General features: G+C 54.6%; 12 protein-coding genes. 7 read left to right on the forward strand and 5 right to left on the reverse strand.

The genetic code is table 11. From position 1 onward, the window contains the following. Positions 1 to 78: 78 nt before the first annotated feature. Positions 79 to 1,326 (reverse strand): dicarboxylate/amino acid:cation symporter, encoded by a 1,248-nt coding sequence (locus tag GQR90_RS08630; RefSeq protein WP_158773745.1) that lies wholly within the window; start codon positions 1,324 to 1,326, stop codon positions 79 to 81. A 605-nt stretch (positions 1,327 to 1,931) separates the two neighbouring features. Here GQR90_RS08630 and GQR90_RS08635 point away from each other — a divergent pair. From GQR90_RS08635 to GQR90_RS08655, 5 genes are all read left to right on the forward strand, one after another. After that, positions 1,932 to 3,134, forward strand: coding sequence for a thiamine pyrophosphate-dependent dehydrogenase E1 component subunit alpha (locus GQR90_RS08635; protein WP_158775408.1), 1,203 nt, complete (start codon positions 1,932 to 1,934; stop codon positions 3,132 to 3,134). Between the two features lie 95 nt (positions 3,135 to 3,229). Beyond that, on the forward strand, positions 3,230 to 4,198 hold the full coding sequence (locus tag GQR90_RS08640) for an alpha-ketoacid dehydrogenase subunit beta (protein ID WP_158775409.1): 969 nt from the start codon (positions 3,230 to 3,232) through the stop codon (positions 4,196 to 4,198). An 88-nt stretch (positions 4,199 to 4,286) separates the two neighbouring features. Next, entirely contained in the window at positions 4,287 to 5,978 is a 1,692-nt protein-coding gene (locus GQR90_RS08645) for a dihydrolipoyllysine-residue acetyltransferase (protein WP_158773746.1), read from the forward strand. Positions 5,979 to 6,031: 53 nt separating this feature from the next. Beyond that, positions 6,032 to 7,966, forward strand: a complete 1,935-nt coding sequence (locus GQR90_RS08650; protein ID WP_158773747.1) for a protein kinase domain-containing protein — start codon at positions 6,032 to 6,034, stop codon at positions 7,964 to 7,966. Between the two features lie 191 nt (positions 7,967 to 8,157). Beyond that, positions 8,158 to 8,610 (forward strand): hypothetical protein, encoded by a 453-nt coding sequence (locus tag GQR90_RS08655; protein WP_158773748.1) that lies wholly within the window; start codon positions 8,158 to 8,160, stop codon positions 8,608 to 8,610. 110 nt (positions 8,611 to 8,720) lie between these two features. On the opposite strand, the gene GQR90_RS08660 is transcribed toward GQR90_RS08655, so the two are convergent. Beyond that, the gene (locus tag GQR90_RS08660) at positions 8,721 to 10,130 is read right to left on the reverse strand and encodes an aspartate ammonia-lyase (RefSeq protein ID WP_233266524.1); all 1,410 of its coding nucleotides are present in this window, start codon (positions 10,128 to 10,130) and stop codon (positions 8,721 to 8,723) included. 322 nt (positions 10,131 to 10,452) lie between these two features. On the opposite strand from GQR90_RS08660, the gene GQR90_RS08665 reads away from it, so the two are divergent. After that, a complete protein-coding gene (locus GQR90_RS08665; protein WP_158773750.1) occupies positions 10,453 to 11,385 on the forward strand; it encodes a LysR substrate-binding domain-containing protein in 933 nt (310 codons plus the stop codon). Between the two features lie 99 nt (positions 11,386 to 11,484). On the opposite strand, the gene GQR90_RS08670 is transcribed toward GQR90_RS08665, so the two are convergent. From GQR90_RS08670 to GQR90_RS08680, 3 genes are all read right to left on the reverse strand, one after another. Further along, positions 11,485 to 12,642, reverse strand: a complete 1,158-nt coding sequence (locus tag GQR90_RS08670; protein WP_158773751.1) for a bifunctional nicotinamide-nucleotide adenylyltransferase/Nudix hydroxylase — start codon at positions 12,640 to 12,642, stop codon at positions 11,485 to 11,487. A 340-nt stretch (positions 12,643 to 12,982) separates the two neighbouring features. Next, positions 12,983 to 13,936, reverse strand: a complete 954-nt coding sequence (locus GQR90_RS08675) for a nucleoside hydrolase (protein WP_158773752.1) — start codon at positions 13,934 to 13,936, stop codon at positions 12,983 to 12,985. 126 nt (positions 13,937 to 14,062) lie between these two features. After that, positions 14,063 to 14,983, reverse strand: a complete 921-nt coding sequence (locus GQR90_RS08680; RefSeq protein WP_158773753.1) for a ribokinase — start codon at positions 14,981 to 14,983, stop codon at positions 14,063 to 14,065. A gap of 168 nt (positions 14,984 to 15,151) precedes the next feature. On the opposite strand from GQR90_RS08680, the gene GQR90_RS08685 reads away from it, so the two are divergent. Then, positions 15,152 to 17,083: a PDC sensor domain-containing protein gene (locus tag GQR90_RS08685; RefSeq protein WP_158773754.1), complete on the forward strand. Its 1,932-nt coding sequence runs from the start codon at positions 15,152 to 15,154 to the stop codon at positions 17,081 to 17,083. Positions 17,084 to 17,190: the final 107 nt, after the last annotated feature.

Raw genomic sequence — 17,190 nt, forward strand, 5'->3', positions numbered from 1 at the left:
CCATGAAAAATGCCCCGCTCAATGAGTGGGGCATTTTTCATCTTCGACCATCCATGACACAAGACGGTGACAGTGTGATTACTGTTTGTGCGGCGCGTTGTAGATCTCGAGGTCTAGCTCGTTCTCCGACTTGCCGACCAGGGTGGTGACCATCAGATCGCCCGCGACATTCACGGTAGTGCGCGCCATGTCGAGAATACGATCGATACCTGCAATCACGGCAATGGCTTCCAGCGGGAGGCCGACCTGGCTGAGTACGATGGACAGCATGATCAGACCCGCACCTGGTACACCTGCCGTACCGATGGAGGCCAATGTGCCTGTCAATACGATCATGCCGTAATCCATCGCCGAGAGCTCGATACCCGTCATCTGTGCAATGAACAGTGCCACGACACCCTGATAGATAGCGGTGCCGTCCATGTTGATGGTGGCGCCGACAGGCAATACGAAGCCTGATACCCCTTCAGAGACCCCAAGGTTCTTCTGCGCACAGCGAATGGAGATCGGTAGCGTGCCTGAGCTTGATGCCGATGAGAATGCGACCACGAGCGCATCGACGATGCCCCGCAGATAGCGCATCGGATTGAGTTTGCCCAATATCGCCAACAGTCCTGAATACACCACCAATACGTGCAGGATACTGGCGAAGTAGGCCACCGCGATGACCTTGGCCAATGGCAACAATACGTCCATGCCGTAGCTACCCGAGACATGCGCCATCAGACCGAAGACACCGAACGGCGCGAAGGCCATCACGAACTCGGTCAGCTTGTACATGACTTCTGCAAAGCTATCGAAAACGCGCACGACCGGCTCGCCCTTGTCACCGATCATGATCAGCGAGACGCCAATACCGATGGCAAAGACGATGATCTGCATGATGTTGCCGTTGGCCAGCGCATCAATCGGATTGCTGGGAACGAGGTCGACCAGAATCTGCACCAGCGACGGAGCTTCCTTGGTATCCATCGCCTTGTCGAAGCTGAACTCGAAGCCGGCGCCCGGCTGGAAGATAGCCGATGCCAGCATGCCGATGGCAATGGCGAAGGCTGTGGTCAGCAGGTAAAGCGCAATCGTCTTGCCACCGATACGGCCCATCTTCTGCGGATCGCGCATTGACGTGATACCGACGATCAATGTGCTGAATACCAGCGGTACGATCAGCATCTTGATGGCATTGATGAAGATGTCGCCCAACGGCTTGAAGACGCTGGCATCCTTGCCCATCAGGGCACCGGCCAGAACACCGAGTGCGAGACCACCAAGAATTTTCTGCCATAACGGCAAACGACGCCATAGATTGGGGCGGGAAGGGTCACTCATGGGACTGTCCTTACTCTAGGAGGCGATGTCAGTCGCTATTGCACCCAGGATTACCCGAGCGCTTTGGGATGTGAAATGCCCAAAAGCTTGAGGCACTGATTTGGTGCGCGAAGGTTACCAGTCCACTCACTGAGGCCATCTGCACCTTTAGTCGTAAATTCTGTCTGTTCAGTGCGAATTCTAATGCTCATGCCGATATTGCATGCCCCCATGGCACAAAAGGTTCAACCAAAGATGTAGTTAGTCAGCAGGACTATTCACTGCATTTGGGTATCTTTTACGTTAACGTCAACTGCTAACCCTGTCATGACAACTTCAACTACGCTGATAGATAACAGGTGCTATCCGAATCTGTTGGCATGATGTTGCTACTGACAGACCATCTGCCTGCCCGTCCTCACAAAGGGAGGGCGGGACCCTCAAACACCTGATCGGTAAAGGGGATGATGAGCATGTCCGAGACAAGAACAACAGGACCTGAATCGAGTAGGTCAAAGACGCGCACGTCCGACTCGTCAACGCGTTCGGTGGATGAGTTGATGGCGACGCCCACCGTCCAGCAACTTTCACCTGATAGTGCCGATGTCTTGTATCGTGCTGCTTTCATGACCGGAGATGAGCTGACCATCCCCATCTTCAAGCGCTTGCGTCAGGACGGTACTCTCTATCGGGAGGGTGATGACGTCAGTCTTGAGCGGGTTAAGGCGCTCAAGATCTATCACACCATGTTGTTCACCCGTGTGCTGGACGAGCGCATGTTGGCGGCCCAACGTCAGGGGCGCTTGAGCTTCTATATGCAGTGTACCGGCGAAGAGGCCACTGTCATTGGCAGTGCCGCGGCGCTGGAAGACGATGACATGATCATGGCGCAGTATCGCGAACAAGGCGCATTGGCCTGGCGCGGTTTCAGCTGTGATGAGTTCATGAATCAGATGTTTGGTAATGAGCTTGATTATGGCAAGGGCCGCCAGATGCCGATCCATTATGGCTCGCGTGATCTTCACTACATGACCATCTCTTCGCCCTTGGCGACACAGATTCCCCAAGCGACCGGGTATGCCTACGGCCAGAAACTGGCCGGTAAAGGTCGTTGCACGATTACCATTTTCGGTGAGGGCGCCGCCTCTGAAGGTGACTTCCATGCTGCGCTCAACATGGCCTCTGTGCATCGTGTGCCGTGTATCTTCCTATGTCGCAATAATGGCTATGCCATCTCAACTCCGTCCAGTGAACAGTTCGCTGCTGACGGAATTGCGCCGCGCGCGTTCGGGTATCACATGCAGTGCATTCGTGTAGACGGCAATGATGTGATCGCTGTTTATGAGGCAACGTGCGCGGCACGCAAGATCACCGTCGAGACCAACCAGCCTGTGCTGATTGAGGCAATGACCTATCGCCTGGCGGCACACTCGTCCTCTGATGACCCGTCTGGTTATCGCAGCAAGGAAGAGGAGGCTATCTGGCGTGACAAGGATCCCATTCTGCGAATGCGGCACTGGCTTGAAGCTCAAGGCTGGTGGAGCGAGGAAGACGAAAAGGCAACCGGTGATCAGTTGCGTCGTGAAGTACTCGAGTCGATGAAGCGTGCCGAGAAACTGGCACCTCCGCCGTTGGAGTCCTTGATTTCCGATGTCTACGACACTCCACCGCCGTTACTCCAGCAACAGCTGGAAGACCTCAAGCAGCATATACGCAAATATCCTCATGCCTATCCCAAGGGCGCCAGCAGCATGGGATTCAGTGCCCAGGAGATTGAACAGAGTCGCAAGGCCCATGAGCAGTGGCAGCCAGGAGGCGAGCAGTCATGACTGAGCAACAGATGATTTCAGCGAGTAACGCAGGGAAGGTGGGAGCTGCAGCACACACTCACGCTATTTCAACGACGGATACTGGCAGCAAGAAAATGAACATGTTGCAGGCGATCAATAATGCGCTGGATATCGCCATGGCCGCCAATCCCCAGGTCGTGCTGTTTGGTGAGGATGTTGGTGTGTTCGGCGGTGTGTTCCGTGCCACCAGTCACTTGCAGGACAAATACGGCCGTGATCGCTGCTTCAATACTCCGCTGACAGAGCAAGGCATCATCGGCTTTGCCAATGGCTTGGCAGCACAGGGCTCCACCCCGGTCGCAGAGATCCAATTTGCCGATTACATCTTTCCAGCGTTCGACCAGATCGTGAACGAAGCGGCCAAGTTCCGATACCGTTCTGGTGATCTGTTCAACGTCGGCGGACTGACGATTCGCACGCCCTACGGCGGTGGTATTGCAGGCGGGCTCTATCATTCCCAATCACCGGAAGCCTACTTCGCCCACACGCCCGGTCTCAAGATCGTGATTCCGCGTAATCCGCATCAGGCCAAAGGGTTATTGCTGGCGGCAATTCGTGACCCCAACCCGGTGTTGTTCATGGAGCCCAAGCGACTGTATCGCGCTTCGGTAGGTGAAGTGCCGGAGGCAGACTATGAGCTACCGCTAGGTGTCGCGGAGGTGCTCAGTGAGGGCAGTGACATCACCCTGCTAGGCTGGGGAGCGCAGATGGAGATAATCGAGAAGGCCGCTGCCATGGCGGAACGCGAGGGCATTGACTGCGAAGTCATTGATCTGCGCAGCATCCTGCCTTGGGACATTGAAACCGTGTGTAAATCGGTGCTCAAGACCGGCCGGCTGGTAGTCAGTCATGAGGCGCCATTGACAGGTGGATTTGCCAGCGAAATCGCCGCCACGGTTCAAGAGCGCTGCTTTCTGTATCTGGAAGCTCCGATACGACGCGTTACTGGCCTCGATACACCTTTCCCGCTTGTACTCGAAAAAGAACACCTGCCGGATGAACTGAAGATTTACGAGGCCATCAAGCAAAGCCTGAGCTACTGACGGGCTGATTATCCCGCCTGTCAGGCAATCCTCATGTGTGAGTGACCGCTTGTGTTTTCGTGAAAAGTACCAGGGAGTGACGTGCGCCATGAATGATTTCATCCTGCCCGATATCGGCGAAGGTATTGTCGAGTGCGAGTTGGTCAAGTGGTTAATCAAGGAAGGTGATCGTATAGCAGAAGATCAGCCGGTTGCTGAAGTCATGACAGACAAGGCATTGGTGGAAATACCGGCACCACATGGCGGTATCGTGGTTCGCCTTTATTATCGGGAAGGCGAGATTGCACGCGTGCATTCACCGCTGTTTGCGGTGGATGATGGCGCTGGAGAGAACGACAGTGAACATCAGAATGAAACCGATAACGGTGCTGATCACGAGGATGACACCGTTGTGATGACGGGACAGCAACAGGCCCGAGAGACAGACACTGTCACTAGTGTGTCTACTGTTCCAGCCCGGCTTCAGACATCTGCTGTCGAGCGCCGCTCACGGGACTTCATCCTACCGGATATCGGTGAGGGCATCGTTGAGTGCGAAGTGGTGAACTGGCATGTCGCAGAAGGTGATACGGTGGAAGAAGATCAAACCATTGTCGATGTCATGACCGACAAGGCGTTGGTGGAAATCACTGCTTCTGAGCCAGGGCGAATCGTGCGCTTTCATTATGCTCAGGGCGAAAATGCACGAGTGCATACCCCGCTATATGCCTATGTCTCGACAGCTGATGAGCAAGATGTCACTGAGCAGGACAGCCCAACAAGCGACGTGTCTACCCTCAACATGATTGAGCAGAATACAGGCCATGGGGCAGGTGCTAGCACTAGCACGGCGCGTGGTGTTCGTATACCTGCTACTCCTGCGGTACGTCGTCTTCTGCGTGAACATGCGCTGGAGATAGCGGCCATTGCAGGTTCAGGGCGTAACGGACGTGTCCTCAAGGAAGACGTGTTGGCATTCCTCGATAGGCAGCGCATTGCGCAGTCGGCTGATACCCGGGATACGTCATGTTCGAGTGATCATCCTGGTAAACGGCTGGCGTCGGTACCTGAGGCCACCCACTCGTCGTCACGCTTGACATCGAAAGTGGTTCCGCTGAAGGGTGTCGCTGCCGTGATGGCACGGCGTATGGTTGAGGCCAGTACTCAAATCCCGCACTTCCACTACGGCGATGAGCTGGATATCACCGACCTGCTACTGCTGAGGGCACGCCTGAAACCTCGGGCGGAGAAAGAAGGTGTCCGTCTGACACTGATGCCTTTCATCATGAAGGCGATGGCATTGGCTGTGATCGCAGAGCCTGTGCTCAATTCACGGCTCAGTGAGGATGGTGAGTCCATCCAGTATCTGGATTCCTGCAATATCGGCATGGCTGTCGATGGTGCCGCGGGACTGATGGTGCCTAACATCAAGGGCGTCGAGCGGTTGAGTATTCTCGAGATTGCGCGTGAGGTAGGGCGCTTGACCGAATCAGCGCGTAGTGGACGCGTGGCTCAGGCAGATTTGAAAGGAGGCACTTTATCGATTTCCAACATCGGCGCGCTGGGCGGTACCTATGCGGCACCCATCATCAACCAGCCTGAGGTGGCGATTGTGGCGCTGGGTCGCACGCAGCGTCTACCGCGTTTCGATGCCGAGGGTCATGTGTGTGCCCGCGACATCATGACCATCACCTGGGCGGGCGACCATCGCCTCATTGATGGCGGCACCATCGCGCGCTTCAGTAACCTGTGGAAGCATTATCTTGAGCATCCTGATGAGATGTTGCTGTCACTGGCGTGATGATTGATGCAGACACTCTGTTGTAGCCACCTCCTGATCCGCGAATTGACCCTATGAGCGATACCCGCGCCCACGAGCGGCTACAGCAATTTTACATCCCTGAAGAGCAGTCCATCTACCTGCTCTCGCATCATGATGCCAAGAAACTGAAAGACTGGGTGGCACTATGTGTTGCCCAGTTGGAAGGGCTTGGCTACAGAGACATCCACCTGGTTGGCAAAGGCGCCTATGGCTTCGTGTTTGCCGGTTGGCGTGGACAGGGTGGCAGGGATGATGAAGGTGTCCGTGAGGAGCACGTCTTCAAGTTCACGCGGGTAACATTGCCACAAGCGTTACAGGACCGCCTCGAGGAAGAGGCTTATATGCTGGATCAGGTCGCGCATCCGCGTATTCCGCGTTTGATCAGTTATCAGCGTGTGCGTCGCCAGTCGATTCTGGTGATGGAGCGTGCGCCTGGCATTAACCTTGAAGAATACTCCCTGCGTCATGGAAGAATGTCGCCTCGCCTGGTGGTCAAGATCGCCTGTCAGCTGGCAGATATTCTCAAATCACTGCGCGGGACTGGCACAGGAAGTCGCACTGGCGTTGGTTCGACTTCGAGCATGCCTCACATCGGACGTCCTGTGGTACACGGTGATATCAAACCTTCCAACCTGGTATTTGATGCCGTGCAAGAGCAGGTCGCGTTGATTGACTGGGGGAGTTCAGTGTTCGCTCAGTTGGATGAGCGATTGCAGTTTGTCACGACAAACGTCATGCAGCTGATGTCGGACAACCTCCAGCAGACCAATGCACGGTTGGGGGATGTCTACTTCATCGGCGAGGAGCAGCTAGGAGGCGCGCTCTCCTCGCCACGATTTGATGAACAGGGCGTCGCGGCCACACTCTATGCGCTCGCGTCGGGTCAATCGTGTCGCTTTGGCGTGCAGGCCATACCGGCAGTTTCACTCGGGTTACCACGCGAGTTTGCCCGACTGCTGGATGGCTTGTTGTCTGAAGTGTCCGCACAACGAATGCACGCTGGTGACTATTTTCTACGTGAGATGCCTCGGTTGGCTCGACTCGTCATGCCGGAGCTCGATTTACCGTCGCCTCAGGCTTTGCTGCCGGTGTGGGTTCGTCCTGCCACGCGTGAGATTGATACGGTGGTCTATACCTCGCGCAAATCGTTTCTACGTGAAGCCTTTGAGCCATCGGGCTGTCAGGGCGGTAATGCGCTGGATGATATAAACGATGTGCAGCTGGATCGCTATTACAAGAATTTCATGCAGGGAATGGGAGAAACAGAGAAAGCCTTTCTCGCCGCCGTCAGTCGGCTGGGGAAGTATCCTGTTGTCGGTGGGCTAGCGATCAGATGGCAGCCACAAGGTATCTATATTGATACAGCGCTGCATCTTCATGATCCTGCATTGAAGGCTGCCTTTGTGGTCGCGATCAATAATATGGTCGCACTCGCGCGAGCTATTTATCGCCAAGGTGTATTCAAGGCCTGTCTGTTCAATGCACGCGATACCTTGCATCTTGAACGTAAAGATCCTGATGCTGCCTTTGTCTTTCCGGTGCCTTCGATTGGTCGCGCGATGCCGAGATTGCCCTACGAAGTCAGTGCCGTACCGGAACTTGAAGACGAATCACGCATTCATTCGTATTTTGAAGATGGGCCAGATCCTGAAGAGCTATTGGTGTTGCCCGGTGAGATCATGAGTGCGCTGGCGGAGCTCAATCAGATTCATCATACTGGCATGCTCATTTTTGAGGCATTGCCACATCACCTTAAGATCCACAGTTATTATCGGTTACTGGATCCGTCGCGTGAGACCGATTTCGCCCGCTTGCTGGCGGCGATATTGGATGCAGTACCCCTGATTTCGGGACTCGGTATTTCAGGCTTCATGAAGATGCCTTACAAGAATACCAAGCACTTCAGCCATGTCGAATCTCAACCAGAGTACTTCTATCCACGTGATCCGCGTGAGATGGCACAGTAATCTGAGAAAGTCATGAGGTAGATACTAAAGGCAATTTATCAGAGAGATTTGAGGCAATAATAATACTCTGTATGAACCCGTGTTAGAGGATGTAAAGGTTATCTGGTAGATAGGCCGATATTGATATAGCATTGTCGCTGTCGATATGGTTCGACACCTTTGTATCTATACCTATAAAACAGGGAACGTGTATGACTTTGTTCAATCGTGTATCACTTGCGATCTTGCTAGGAGGTCTTCTCGCTGGTTGTAGCGCCAATACAACGATCAGCAGCCCCTCCGAAACGGCAAAAATCAATCTCAAAGACGTCAGCTATCATCAATCCACGATTCAGAAGAAGTTACCGACCACCAGTTTTGGTAACTACGAATTTGAAGTAGTCGACGGGCAGAAAACACCAATGTATGGCATTCTACCGCTCAAGTTCAATGGCGGTTATCTGGCACTCGATATACTCTTCTTTGCTCCGGCAGCGTTCTTTAACTTGCGCGAAGTATTTCCTTATTACGAGATTGACCATGATCAAGGTGTAGTGCGTTATCGCAGTGAAAAGGGAGGAGAGTGGACGACCTATACGCCTACGCTGGAAGAGGCTGAGCGGGCACGAAAATACTTTGCTGCACAGAAAAGTTCCAGTCAGTAGTCGTTTCCCGGTAGTGTGAGGATTGGTATCAAAAAACGCCGCATCAGCTCACTGCTGATGCGGCGTTTTTGTGTGTGCGACTTAACATCGAGATAAGTCGTCGAAATACATTAGTCTTTCATCTGACGAGGGCGTGTCATGGCCTGCGGTGAGAGAAGCGCCTCTAGTCGTGCGTCATCAAGCAGACCTTCTTCCCGTACCAGTTCTAGTACACTACGGCCGCTGACAAGAGCTTCCTTGGCGATGCGCGTCGCATTGTCATAGCCAATATACGGATTGAGTGCGGTGACTAAACCGATGGAGTTATTGACTAATTCGGCGCAGCGATCACGGTTTGCAGTGATGCCAATGACACAGCGATTATTGAGCATGGTCATGGCACGACTTAGCTGCCGGATAGAATCGAACAGCTTATAGGCGATCAAGGGTTCCATCACGTTGAGCTGGAGCTGTCCTGCTTCTGCGGCCATGGTTAGCGCGGTATCGTTACCGATCACCTCGAAAGCGACCTGATTGACGGCTTCCGGAATCACTGGGTTGACCTTGCCCGGCATGATCGAACTGCCTGGTTGCTGTGGCGGCAGATTGATTTCATTAAAGCCGGTGCGCGGGCCAGAAGATAGCAAGCGCAGGTCGTTGCAAATCTTGGATAGCTTGACCGCCAAGCGCTTGAGCATTCCATGGAACAGCACAAAGGCGCCCATATCGCTGGTGGCCTCGACCAGATCAGATGCCGGGCGGAAGTCGATGCTGGACCGGCGTGCGAGCGCTTCAATGGCCAGTGCGCTATATCGCGGGTCAGCATTGATGCCGGTACCAATGGCAGTACCTCCGAGGTTTACCTCTTTCAGCAGCTCATTCAGGTTGGCGATACGCTCGACATCCTCGCGCAGGGTGTTGGCGAAGGCGCGGAATTCCTGGCCCAACGTCATCGGCACTGCATCCTGTAGCTGGGTGCGTCCCATCTTGACGACGTCGTCAAACTCCAGCGCCTTGGTGGCGAAGGCGTTGGATAGTTCGCTCAGGGCATCAACCAACATGGAGTGACTACGTAGCAATCCCACACGAATGGCAGTGGGGTAGGCATCGTTGGTGGACTGCGCCATGTTGACGTGGTTGTTGGGATGCAGCTGCTGGTAATCTCCTTTTTCCAGGCCCAGAAACTCCAGACCCAGATTGGCGATCACTTCATTGGCATTCATATTGGTGGAGGTTCCGGCCCCACCCTGGATCATGTCGACCACGAACTGGTCATGATGATCGCCGTTCATCAGGCGAGAACAGGCATGCTGAATGGCATCGTGTTCACGTGTCTCAAGATAGCCTAGTGTGTGATTGGCTTCGGCGGCGGCAGCTTTTACCAGTGCCAGGCCTTCGACCAGTCGTGGGAAGTGCGACAATGGCACGCCTGATAAATGGAAGTTATTCAGCGCGCGTTGCGTCTGGATGCCGTAATAGGCATCAGACGGTACGGGTTCACGCCCAAGAAGATCCTTTTCGAGACGGAAACCGTTGGCCAGTGCCTCGCGCTCGGCATAGCTCAGATCTTTGAGCGATGGTGAAGTAGAGCTAGCCTTGGAGGCTTGGGTGGTTTCCGGAAGACTGTTCACTTGGGCGGAACTCCTGGCTGAAGTACACTGTTGTGCTTGAATGGCGGTTGAGGTGGTCAAGGGTAACCAGCGCAGCACTGCGTCGACCAATGCCATTCATTGCTGCCGTATACGCGAAACGCATAAGACGAAGGTGGTATTACGGGAAGTGCCGTCAGCCACTGTTCACAAGACCCTGCATGTCCGGCCTGTCGTCTCCGATCCGGCATGTGATAAATGAATGGGAGTTTGGGTGAACCTGGAATCAAAATGGCTGGAAGACTTCGTTGCGTTGTCCAATACGCGCAGCTTTTCTGCCTCGGCGCGTCAGCGTCATGTCACCCAACCTGCATTCAGCCGCCGGATTCGGGCACTTGAACAGGCCGTAGGTACCACACTGGTGGATCGCTCTACCACGCCCGTCAGTCTGACACCGCAGGGGCAGTTGTTCCTGGTGACGGCGCGTAATCTCACTGAGCAGCTGTCGGAGTGTCTCGCGCACCTTCGTGGGCTGAGCATGGCGAATGAGACACTGGACATTGCCGCAGCGCATTCGCTGGCATTGGCCTTCTTTCCAAAGTGGATATCTCGACTTCAGCAGGGTCTTGGCGAGCTACCGACACGTCTTTCGGCAATGAATGTGGGAGATGCCATTCACTCGCTTCGCGAGGGTAACTGTGACCTGATGCTGGCCTATTACGATCCCTATGCCAGCATGCAGCTCGATGCTGAGGTCTTTCCGTCCTTTTCGGTGGCTAAGGTCAACATGTTGCCGGTCTGCGCCCCATTGGAAAATGGTGCGCCACGCTTTCCCCTGACGGGACAGGACGACACTAGCCAAGATGTCATCCCACTGCTGTCTTACACCCAAGGGGCGTTTCTGGGGCGTAGCGTGAAGATGCTGCTCAAGAACGATCCGCTACGCTTGCGCTTGCGGACCGTGTTTGAGATGGCGATGGCAGAGGGACTGAAGGGCATGGCGCTACAGGGGGTGGGAATGGCCTGGATTCCCGATTTCTGTATTCGTGATGAGCTCTCGAGTGGCAAGCTGGTGCGTGCCGGCAATGAAGCCTGGGATATTCCGCTGGAGATTCGCCTCTATCGCTGCTCGCTGGTACATAAACCCGGCATCGATAAATTGTGGAAGCAATTGATGAATCTGCCTCGCGATGTTCTGGAAGCCTGATATCGCGTTTCATCGCTTGTATTAAAAACGCTGTACAGGAAAAACGGCAGGCCATTGGCCTGCCGTTTTTTGTCATGCTATTTGAGACGTTTTGATCGCTCAGAAGGCTGCCGGACCCGCGTGCAAACCGAGAAAATTCTGGATGATAAAGAAGTGATCCTCGAACAGAGTATCCGGCTCCAGGTCTGCAAGCGCGACCCAGCGTGCTTGCTCCTCACTTTCCTTTCCGCTGCTACGTAGCCTTGGTAATTGCTGTTCTGGCCTTAATGCAAAGTAAAATGCTTCCGCCAGCGTTCTTCCCCGCCAACTGCGATGCGGCGCATCAAACATGCGCTGGCCGCGCAGAGATCCTCGCAGCACAGGCTCTGGTACTTTTAGGCGTACGCGCTCTTTCAGCTCTCTCAGGCAAGCATCCAGTAGACGTTCCTGGGGCTGAACAAAGCCCCCGGGGAGGGCATAAAGCCCCTTGCCGGGAGCTGCACGACGTGTCGTGAGCAAGACATGTCCTGATTGTACGACCACAGCGTTGACGGTAATGAAAAGTGGTGGATAGGGCGCATCGCTCCAGGCAGCCCTGTACTGCTCCAACAAGCGTCGTTCTTCGACCAGCCCCTGCCATGAAGTCTCGTCCAGGAAGCTGCGCAAGTGCTCAGCTACTGAGGCTGGCAGCAGCTCGCGCCCTTCGTTGTCCAGCCAATCTTCGGCCCGCGCTCGCTCAGTAAAGATAACCTCACGAATGCGACTGGCGGCCATTCCTTCATGAAGTGGAACGGCGACAGATTCCCACTGGGGGAACAAGCTAAGGTAGTAACTTGATTGCGTGCTGCTGTCGTGCCGATTAGCACCTATCAACGCAATGCGCGGCATTCGATTGGCTTGAGGGCGGGCTATATCACGCACTTTACGCTGTACATCGCGCACCCAGACATCGTCGTTATAGAGCGCATCCAGCAGTGGGACGATTTCAAGGCGCATATTGGCAGAATCCTCGAAACAGCTACGGATCATGCGCGTGCGTTCATCGAAGGTGAAGGGATTGCGCAGTGAACGCGCTTGCCACGCTGAGCCGACGAGAACGATCACCTGCCGAGCGACTCGCAAAGCCTCTTCCATAACAGCGACATGGCCATGATGGACAGGCTGGAAGCGTCCAATGAAGACGAGACAATCATACTGATAGGTCCGGGATTCAAGTTGACCCTCCGTACCGATCGATGACTGACGATGTGTTGTAGGCAGGATGGAGGACGATGGCATAGAAGACTCCGTAGCGCACTGACAAAAAAATCCGTCTATTGAGAGTAACAGGTCATCGCAAGCGCAGCAGGCTCGCTGCATGCAATGAGAGATGTCCAGCCTTGCTGGCAAGTCGCTCACCTGACTCATTATTTATAGCGTTATCTTATAGATGTTGACAAATTATCCTGCCAAGATTCTGCTGTTAATCGGGCTGGGAAGGGAGTTGCCATATCAAGTCAGTACGAGGGGGCGGGGAGTGCGCAAGCAAGCAGGAGAGAAGATCAATCAACTCATGCTCGCTCCCCGAGCGATATAGGCCTCTCGCTCGGGGAGCGTCATATCAATACACCAGCAACGCTTAAGCCGTTTTGGCGGTCAGAACGTCAGTGATCCACTCGACGACCTTATCACCCTGTGCATTCACGCAGACATCGACCAGAGGCGTCTGGGACCACTGGCTACCCAGGAATTCACGGCCTTCAGGTGCGAATAGAGTCTGCCCTTCAGCCAGGCCTTCAACTTCAACATTCAGGTGGCCGCGTTCAACCGTGAACATTTCTGGCTTCATCAGCCAAGCCAAGGCACAGCTATCATGCGGGCAGCAACCGTCGATGCCGCGTGCTTCCTTGTAAAAGGCCTTATAGAACTGATAGCTGCCGGAAAGTACTTCGCCCAGCGCACCTTGTGCAACGCGAATGCGCTCGACATGGGCCGGCGTCAGGATGCAACGATGGGTGGCGTCGAGACCCACCATCGTCAGTGGCCAGCCAGCGGTCAGTACTTTCTTGGCCGCATGCGGGTCATTGAAGATATTGGCTTCGGCGACAGGAGAAACATTGCCACCCTCACGGATGGAGCCACCCATGACTACAACCTGCTTGACCTTGCTGATGATGCTCGGGTCCAGCTGCAAGGCAGTCGCCAAGTTGCCCAGCGGGCCGACAGCGACGAGAGTGATTTCACCGGGACGTGCATTGACCTGTTCAACGATGAACTGCGGTGCGCTGACGGAAAGCGCCTTGCCCTTGGGCGTCGGGATGTCCATGTTGCCCAGGCCGTTGGCACCGTGAATGTGTGCCGGTGCCGGGAACTTGTCTTTGACGAGTGGCTGAGCTGCCCCCTGTGCAACTGGAATGCTCTGTCCTGCCAGCTCGCCCAGCAGTAGGGCGTTGGAGGTGGCGGTCTCGATGGTGACGTTTCCGAAAGTCGTTGTCATCCCGAGGAATTCGATGTCTGGATGTGCCAGACAGATGGCGATAGCTTGCGCGTCATCTACGCCCGGATCGGTATCAAAAATAATGGGAGTGTTCATGATGTCCTCTTAACAGTAGATATGCGCTTCTTGGCAGTATGTCTGCCAGCGGTATCTCCCCTGCGCGGATAACTAGCGACGGGAAGACATGAAACGAGCCTGTCATTGTGACTCGCAAGGCGTTATTCAGTTGCTCAAGGTGGCTAGTGCCGGCCATTCGGCCAAAGCATCGGCAACATCGCTGGCGACCGGGATGCTGGGGGCAGCACCTTCTCTGCTGACACATAGCGCAGAGGCGGTACTGGCACGCCGTAGACTGCCCTCAATATTCAAGCCGTCAATCTGACTGGCGAGATAGTAGCCAATGAACGTATCGCCAGCGGCAGTCGTATCGACGGCTTTTACGCGATGCGCCGGCAGCTGAATGCGTTGCTCTCCCAGCTGATAGCAGACACCTTCACTACCGAGCGTCATCACGACCTCAGTATTGGGGAGTCGCGCATGCAACGCATTGAGCAAAGTGTCGACCGGCGCACTTTCTTCCAGTTCGACAAGCTGCGCGGCTTCGCCACGGTTGAGGAAGAGCACTTGGCAATGCTCTAGTGGTAAGCGCAGTACCTCAGCGCCCATCGGGGCTGGGTTGAAGGCAATTTTCATCTGCTTGGCATGGGCTAATTCAATGACCTTGCCAAGTGCGTTGCATTCATTTTGCAACAGTAGCCAATCGCCAGGCGCGACACTTGAAAACAACATGCCCAAGTGTTCATCGGTAAAGCCATGATTGGCGCCCGGATGCAGGATGATGCTGTTTTCGGCGTGATCATCAACTTGAATGATGGCATGACCACTCGCGCTGGCACTAAGCTCTACCTGCGAAGTGATGACTCCTGCGCTTTCCAGTGGTTCAAGCGCCCAACGATCACTGTTGCCCAGGCGACCCCAGTGTGTGACGTCGCCTCCTGCCCGTGCGAGGGCGAGAGACTGGTTGGCACCCTTGCCGCCCAATACCTGACGGTAGGAGAGGCTCGCCAGGGTTTCACCGGGCCGCACAAGGTGGGGTACCCGATAGACATGATCAATATTGATAGAACCGTAGTTGTAAAGCATGCAGCCTCCTTGGGGTCGAGCATCCTAGCAAAGCCTTGGGCGCCTGTCCCCAGTCCTGTTACCAAGGTCTGACCTGTTGGTCATGTTTCAGCGTTGAAGCCAGTAGCCTTCCAGAACGCAAGGGAAGTGCATACTTCCAATATCACAGCAGGACTCAGGATATTGCCCATGCAGGCTCCGACACGTTCCGCTATCACGATCAAGAAGTGGGTTTGGCGCGCGCTCTTTACCAGTACCATGATCCCGTTATTGCTGGTAGAGACAGCACTGGTTGCTGTGTATTTCCTGTCGAACGACGAAATTCGGGATGCCAATCTAAGTTATCTTCAGGCTCAGTCCAGTAGTGAACTTAACCTGGCGATATTACGAGAAGCAAAATCGCTTGGTCGCCAATTGGAGCATGTGCAGAATCTGTCGAGCAGCATGGCTTTACAGGCAAGCGATATCGCGCTGGATGAGGATGCTGTCATCGCGCCTTCTGAGCGTGCGCGTCACACTGCGCATCTGAATGGAGTATGGGCGACACAAGGCAATAATGGAGACCAGGCCAGTGGTTATTACCCGCGCCTGCCGCTGTCAACGCATGACATCCCCTTGGCGTTGAGAATGACGGGTATAGACCCGATCATGCGCAATATCGTGTCATCGCATTCTTCGGTAGTGCAGACGTTCACGACCTTGGCCGATTGTTATGTGCGTATCTACCCCTACGTGGACCTGGCGGAGCTCGTACCGGCCGATCATGATTGTCGTAATTTTTCTTTTTTCTATCGGGCTGCGCCTGATGAGAATCCTGCGCGTAGGACGATCTGGACGGACGTTTATGAAGATCCTGCCGGAAATGGTTGGATGACCTCGGCGGTGACACCTTTTTATGCAGAGGATCGTTTTCTTGGTGTCGCCGGGGTCGACATGACGCTGGATGTCATCGTTAATCAGATACTGGCGATGGAGTTGCCCTGGAGTGGATTCGCCATACTATTTGATAAGTATGGGCGTTCATTGGCAGTGCCTCAGCGAGGCGAAAACCTACTGTCATTGATGCCAATCGAGCGACCCGATATGGGAGAGATGCTGGAAGAGGATATCATCCGTCCAGCACAACTCGAGCTTGAGAAACACGACGTTTTCGCACCGCTCGCTGCGCAGATACTGGCACAACGCCGTGGCTCAGGTAGTGTCATGGTGGAGGGGGCTCCCTATAAAGTGGCGTGGGAGCGCTTGGAAAGTAATGACTGGATCATGCTGAGCATGGTGGCAGAAGACGCCGTGTTTTCGCGCACGGCCGAGATTGGGCGCAACTTTCAGTTGGTCGGCATGGCGTTGGTCGGTGGACTGATCCTGTTTTATTTAAGCTTCTTTATTCTGATGAGCTGGCGCACTCACCATATCAGCCGTCGACTCTCGGTGCCGCTGTCAGAGTTGCGCGACCGTTTACATCGTATCGGCATGGGGGCAGAGGTCGAGTCAGCAGGGGCCAGTGGCATTGTCGAACTGGATGAGGCAAACAGCACTGCAGAAGAAATGTATCGCCGTTTGCGGCAGACACAGACGGAATTGCAGGCCAGTGAACGGCGGCTATTGGATTCCTTGGAAGCCAGCGGCGATAGTCTGTGGGAGATGGATATTCCTGAGCACGTCATTCGTGTTCATCCGAATCTCTGGAAGATGCTGGGGGCCAGTGGCCATGAGCCGCTAGTCATGCGTGAGGCCGATTTTGATCGTCTGATACACCCAGAAGACCTTGAAGCAGTGCACATGCTGAGGCATAAGGTGTTCACTACCTTTGGCGAAAGCTTTGAATGCCAGTATCGAATGCGTGCCCCGAAAGAGGAAGATCTGCAATACATTGAAGATATGGGGGTGGCGAATAACGGAGCGATCAGCGGTGGCGCCGAGACAGTACACGCAGCATTGGCTGCCGAGGAGTCAGTGATGTCGCGTGAGGAAACAGAAGGCGACAGTGACCTAATCTGTTGGGTGTTGCTTAGCTCTCGAGGTCGCGTCGTATCATGGGATGCTGAAAGGCACCCACTCAAGGCTGCTGGTATGCATATTCGTCTGGATCAGAATCCACGATTACGGCCGGGACTTCTATAGAGATGTTTCAGGCGTTGCGCCAGTCAACCAGTGACCTTTTGTGATGACTTGGCTTACGAATAGCACGCCTCATCCTCGCAGATACTGAGGCGTACTATTCATGTGGC

It is taken from the genome of Cobetia sp. L2A1, from assembly GCF_009796845.1.
GTDB lineage: Bacteria > Pseudomonadota > Gammaproteobacteria > Pseudomonadales > Halomonadaceae > Cobetia.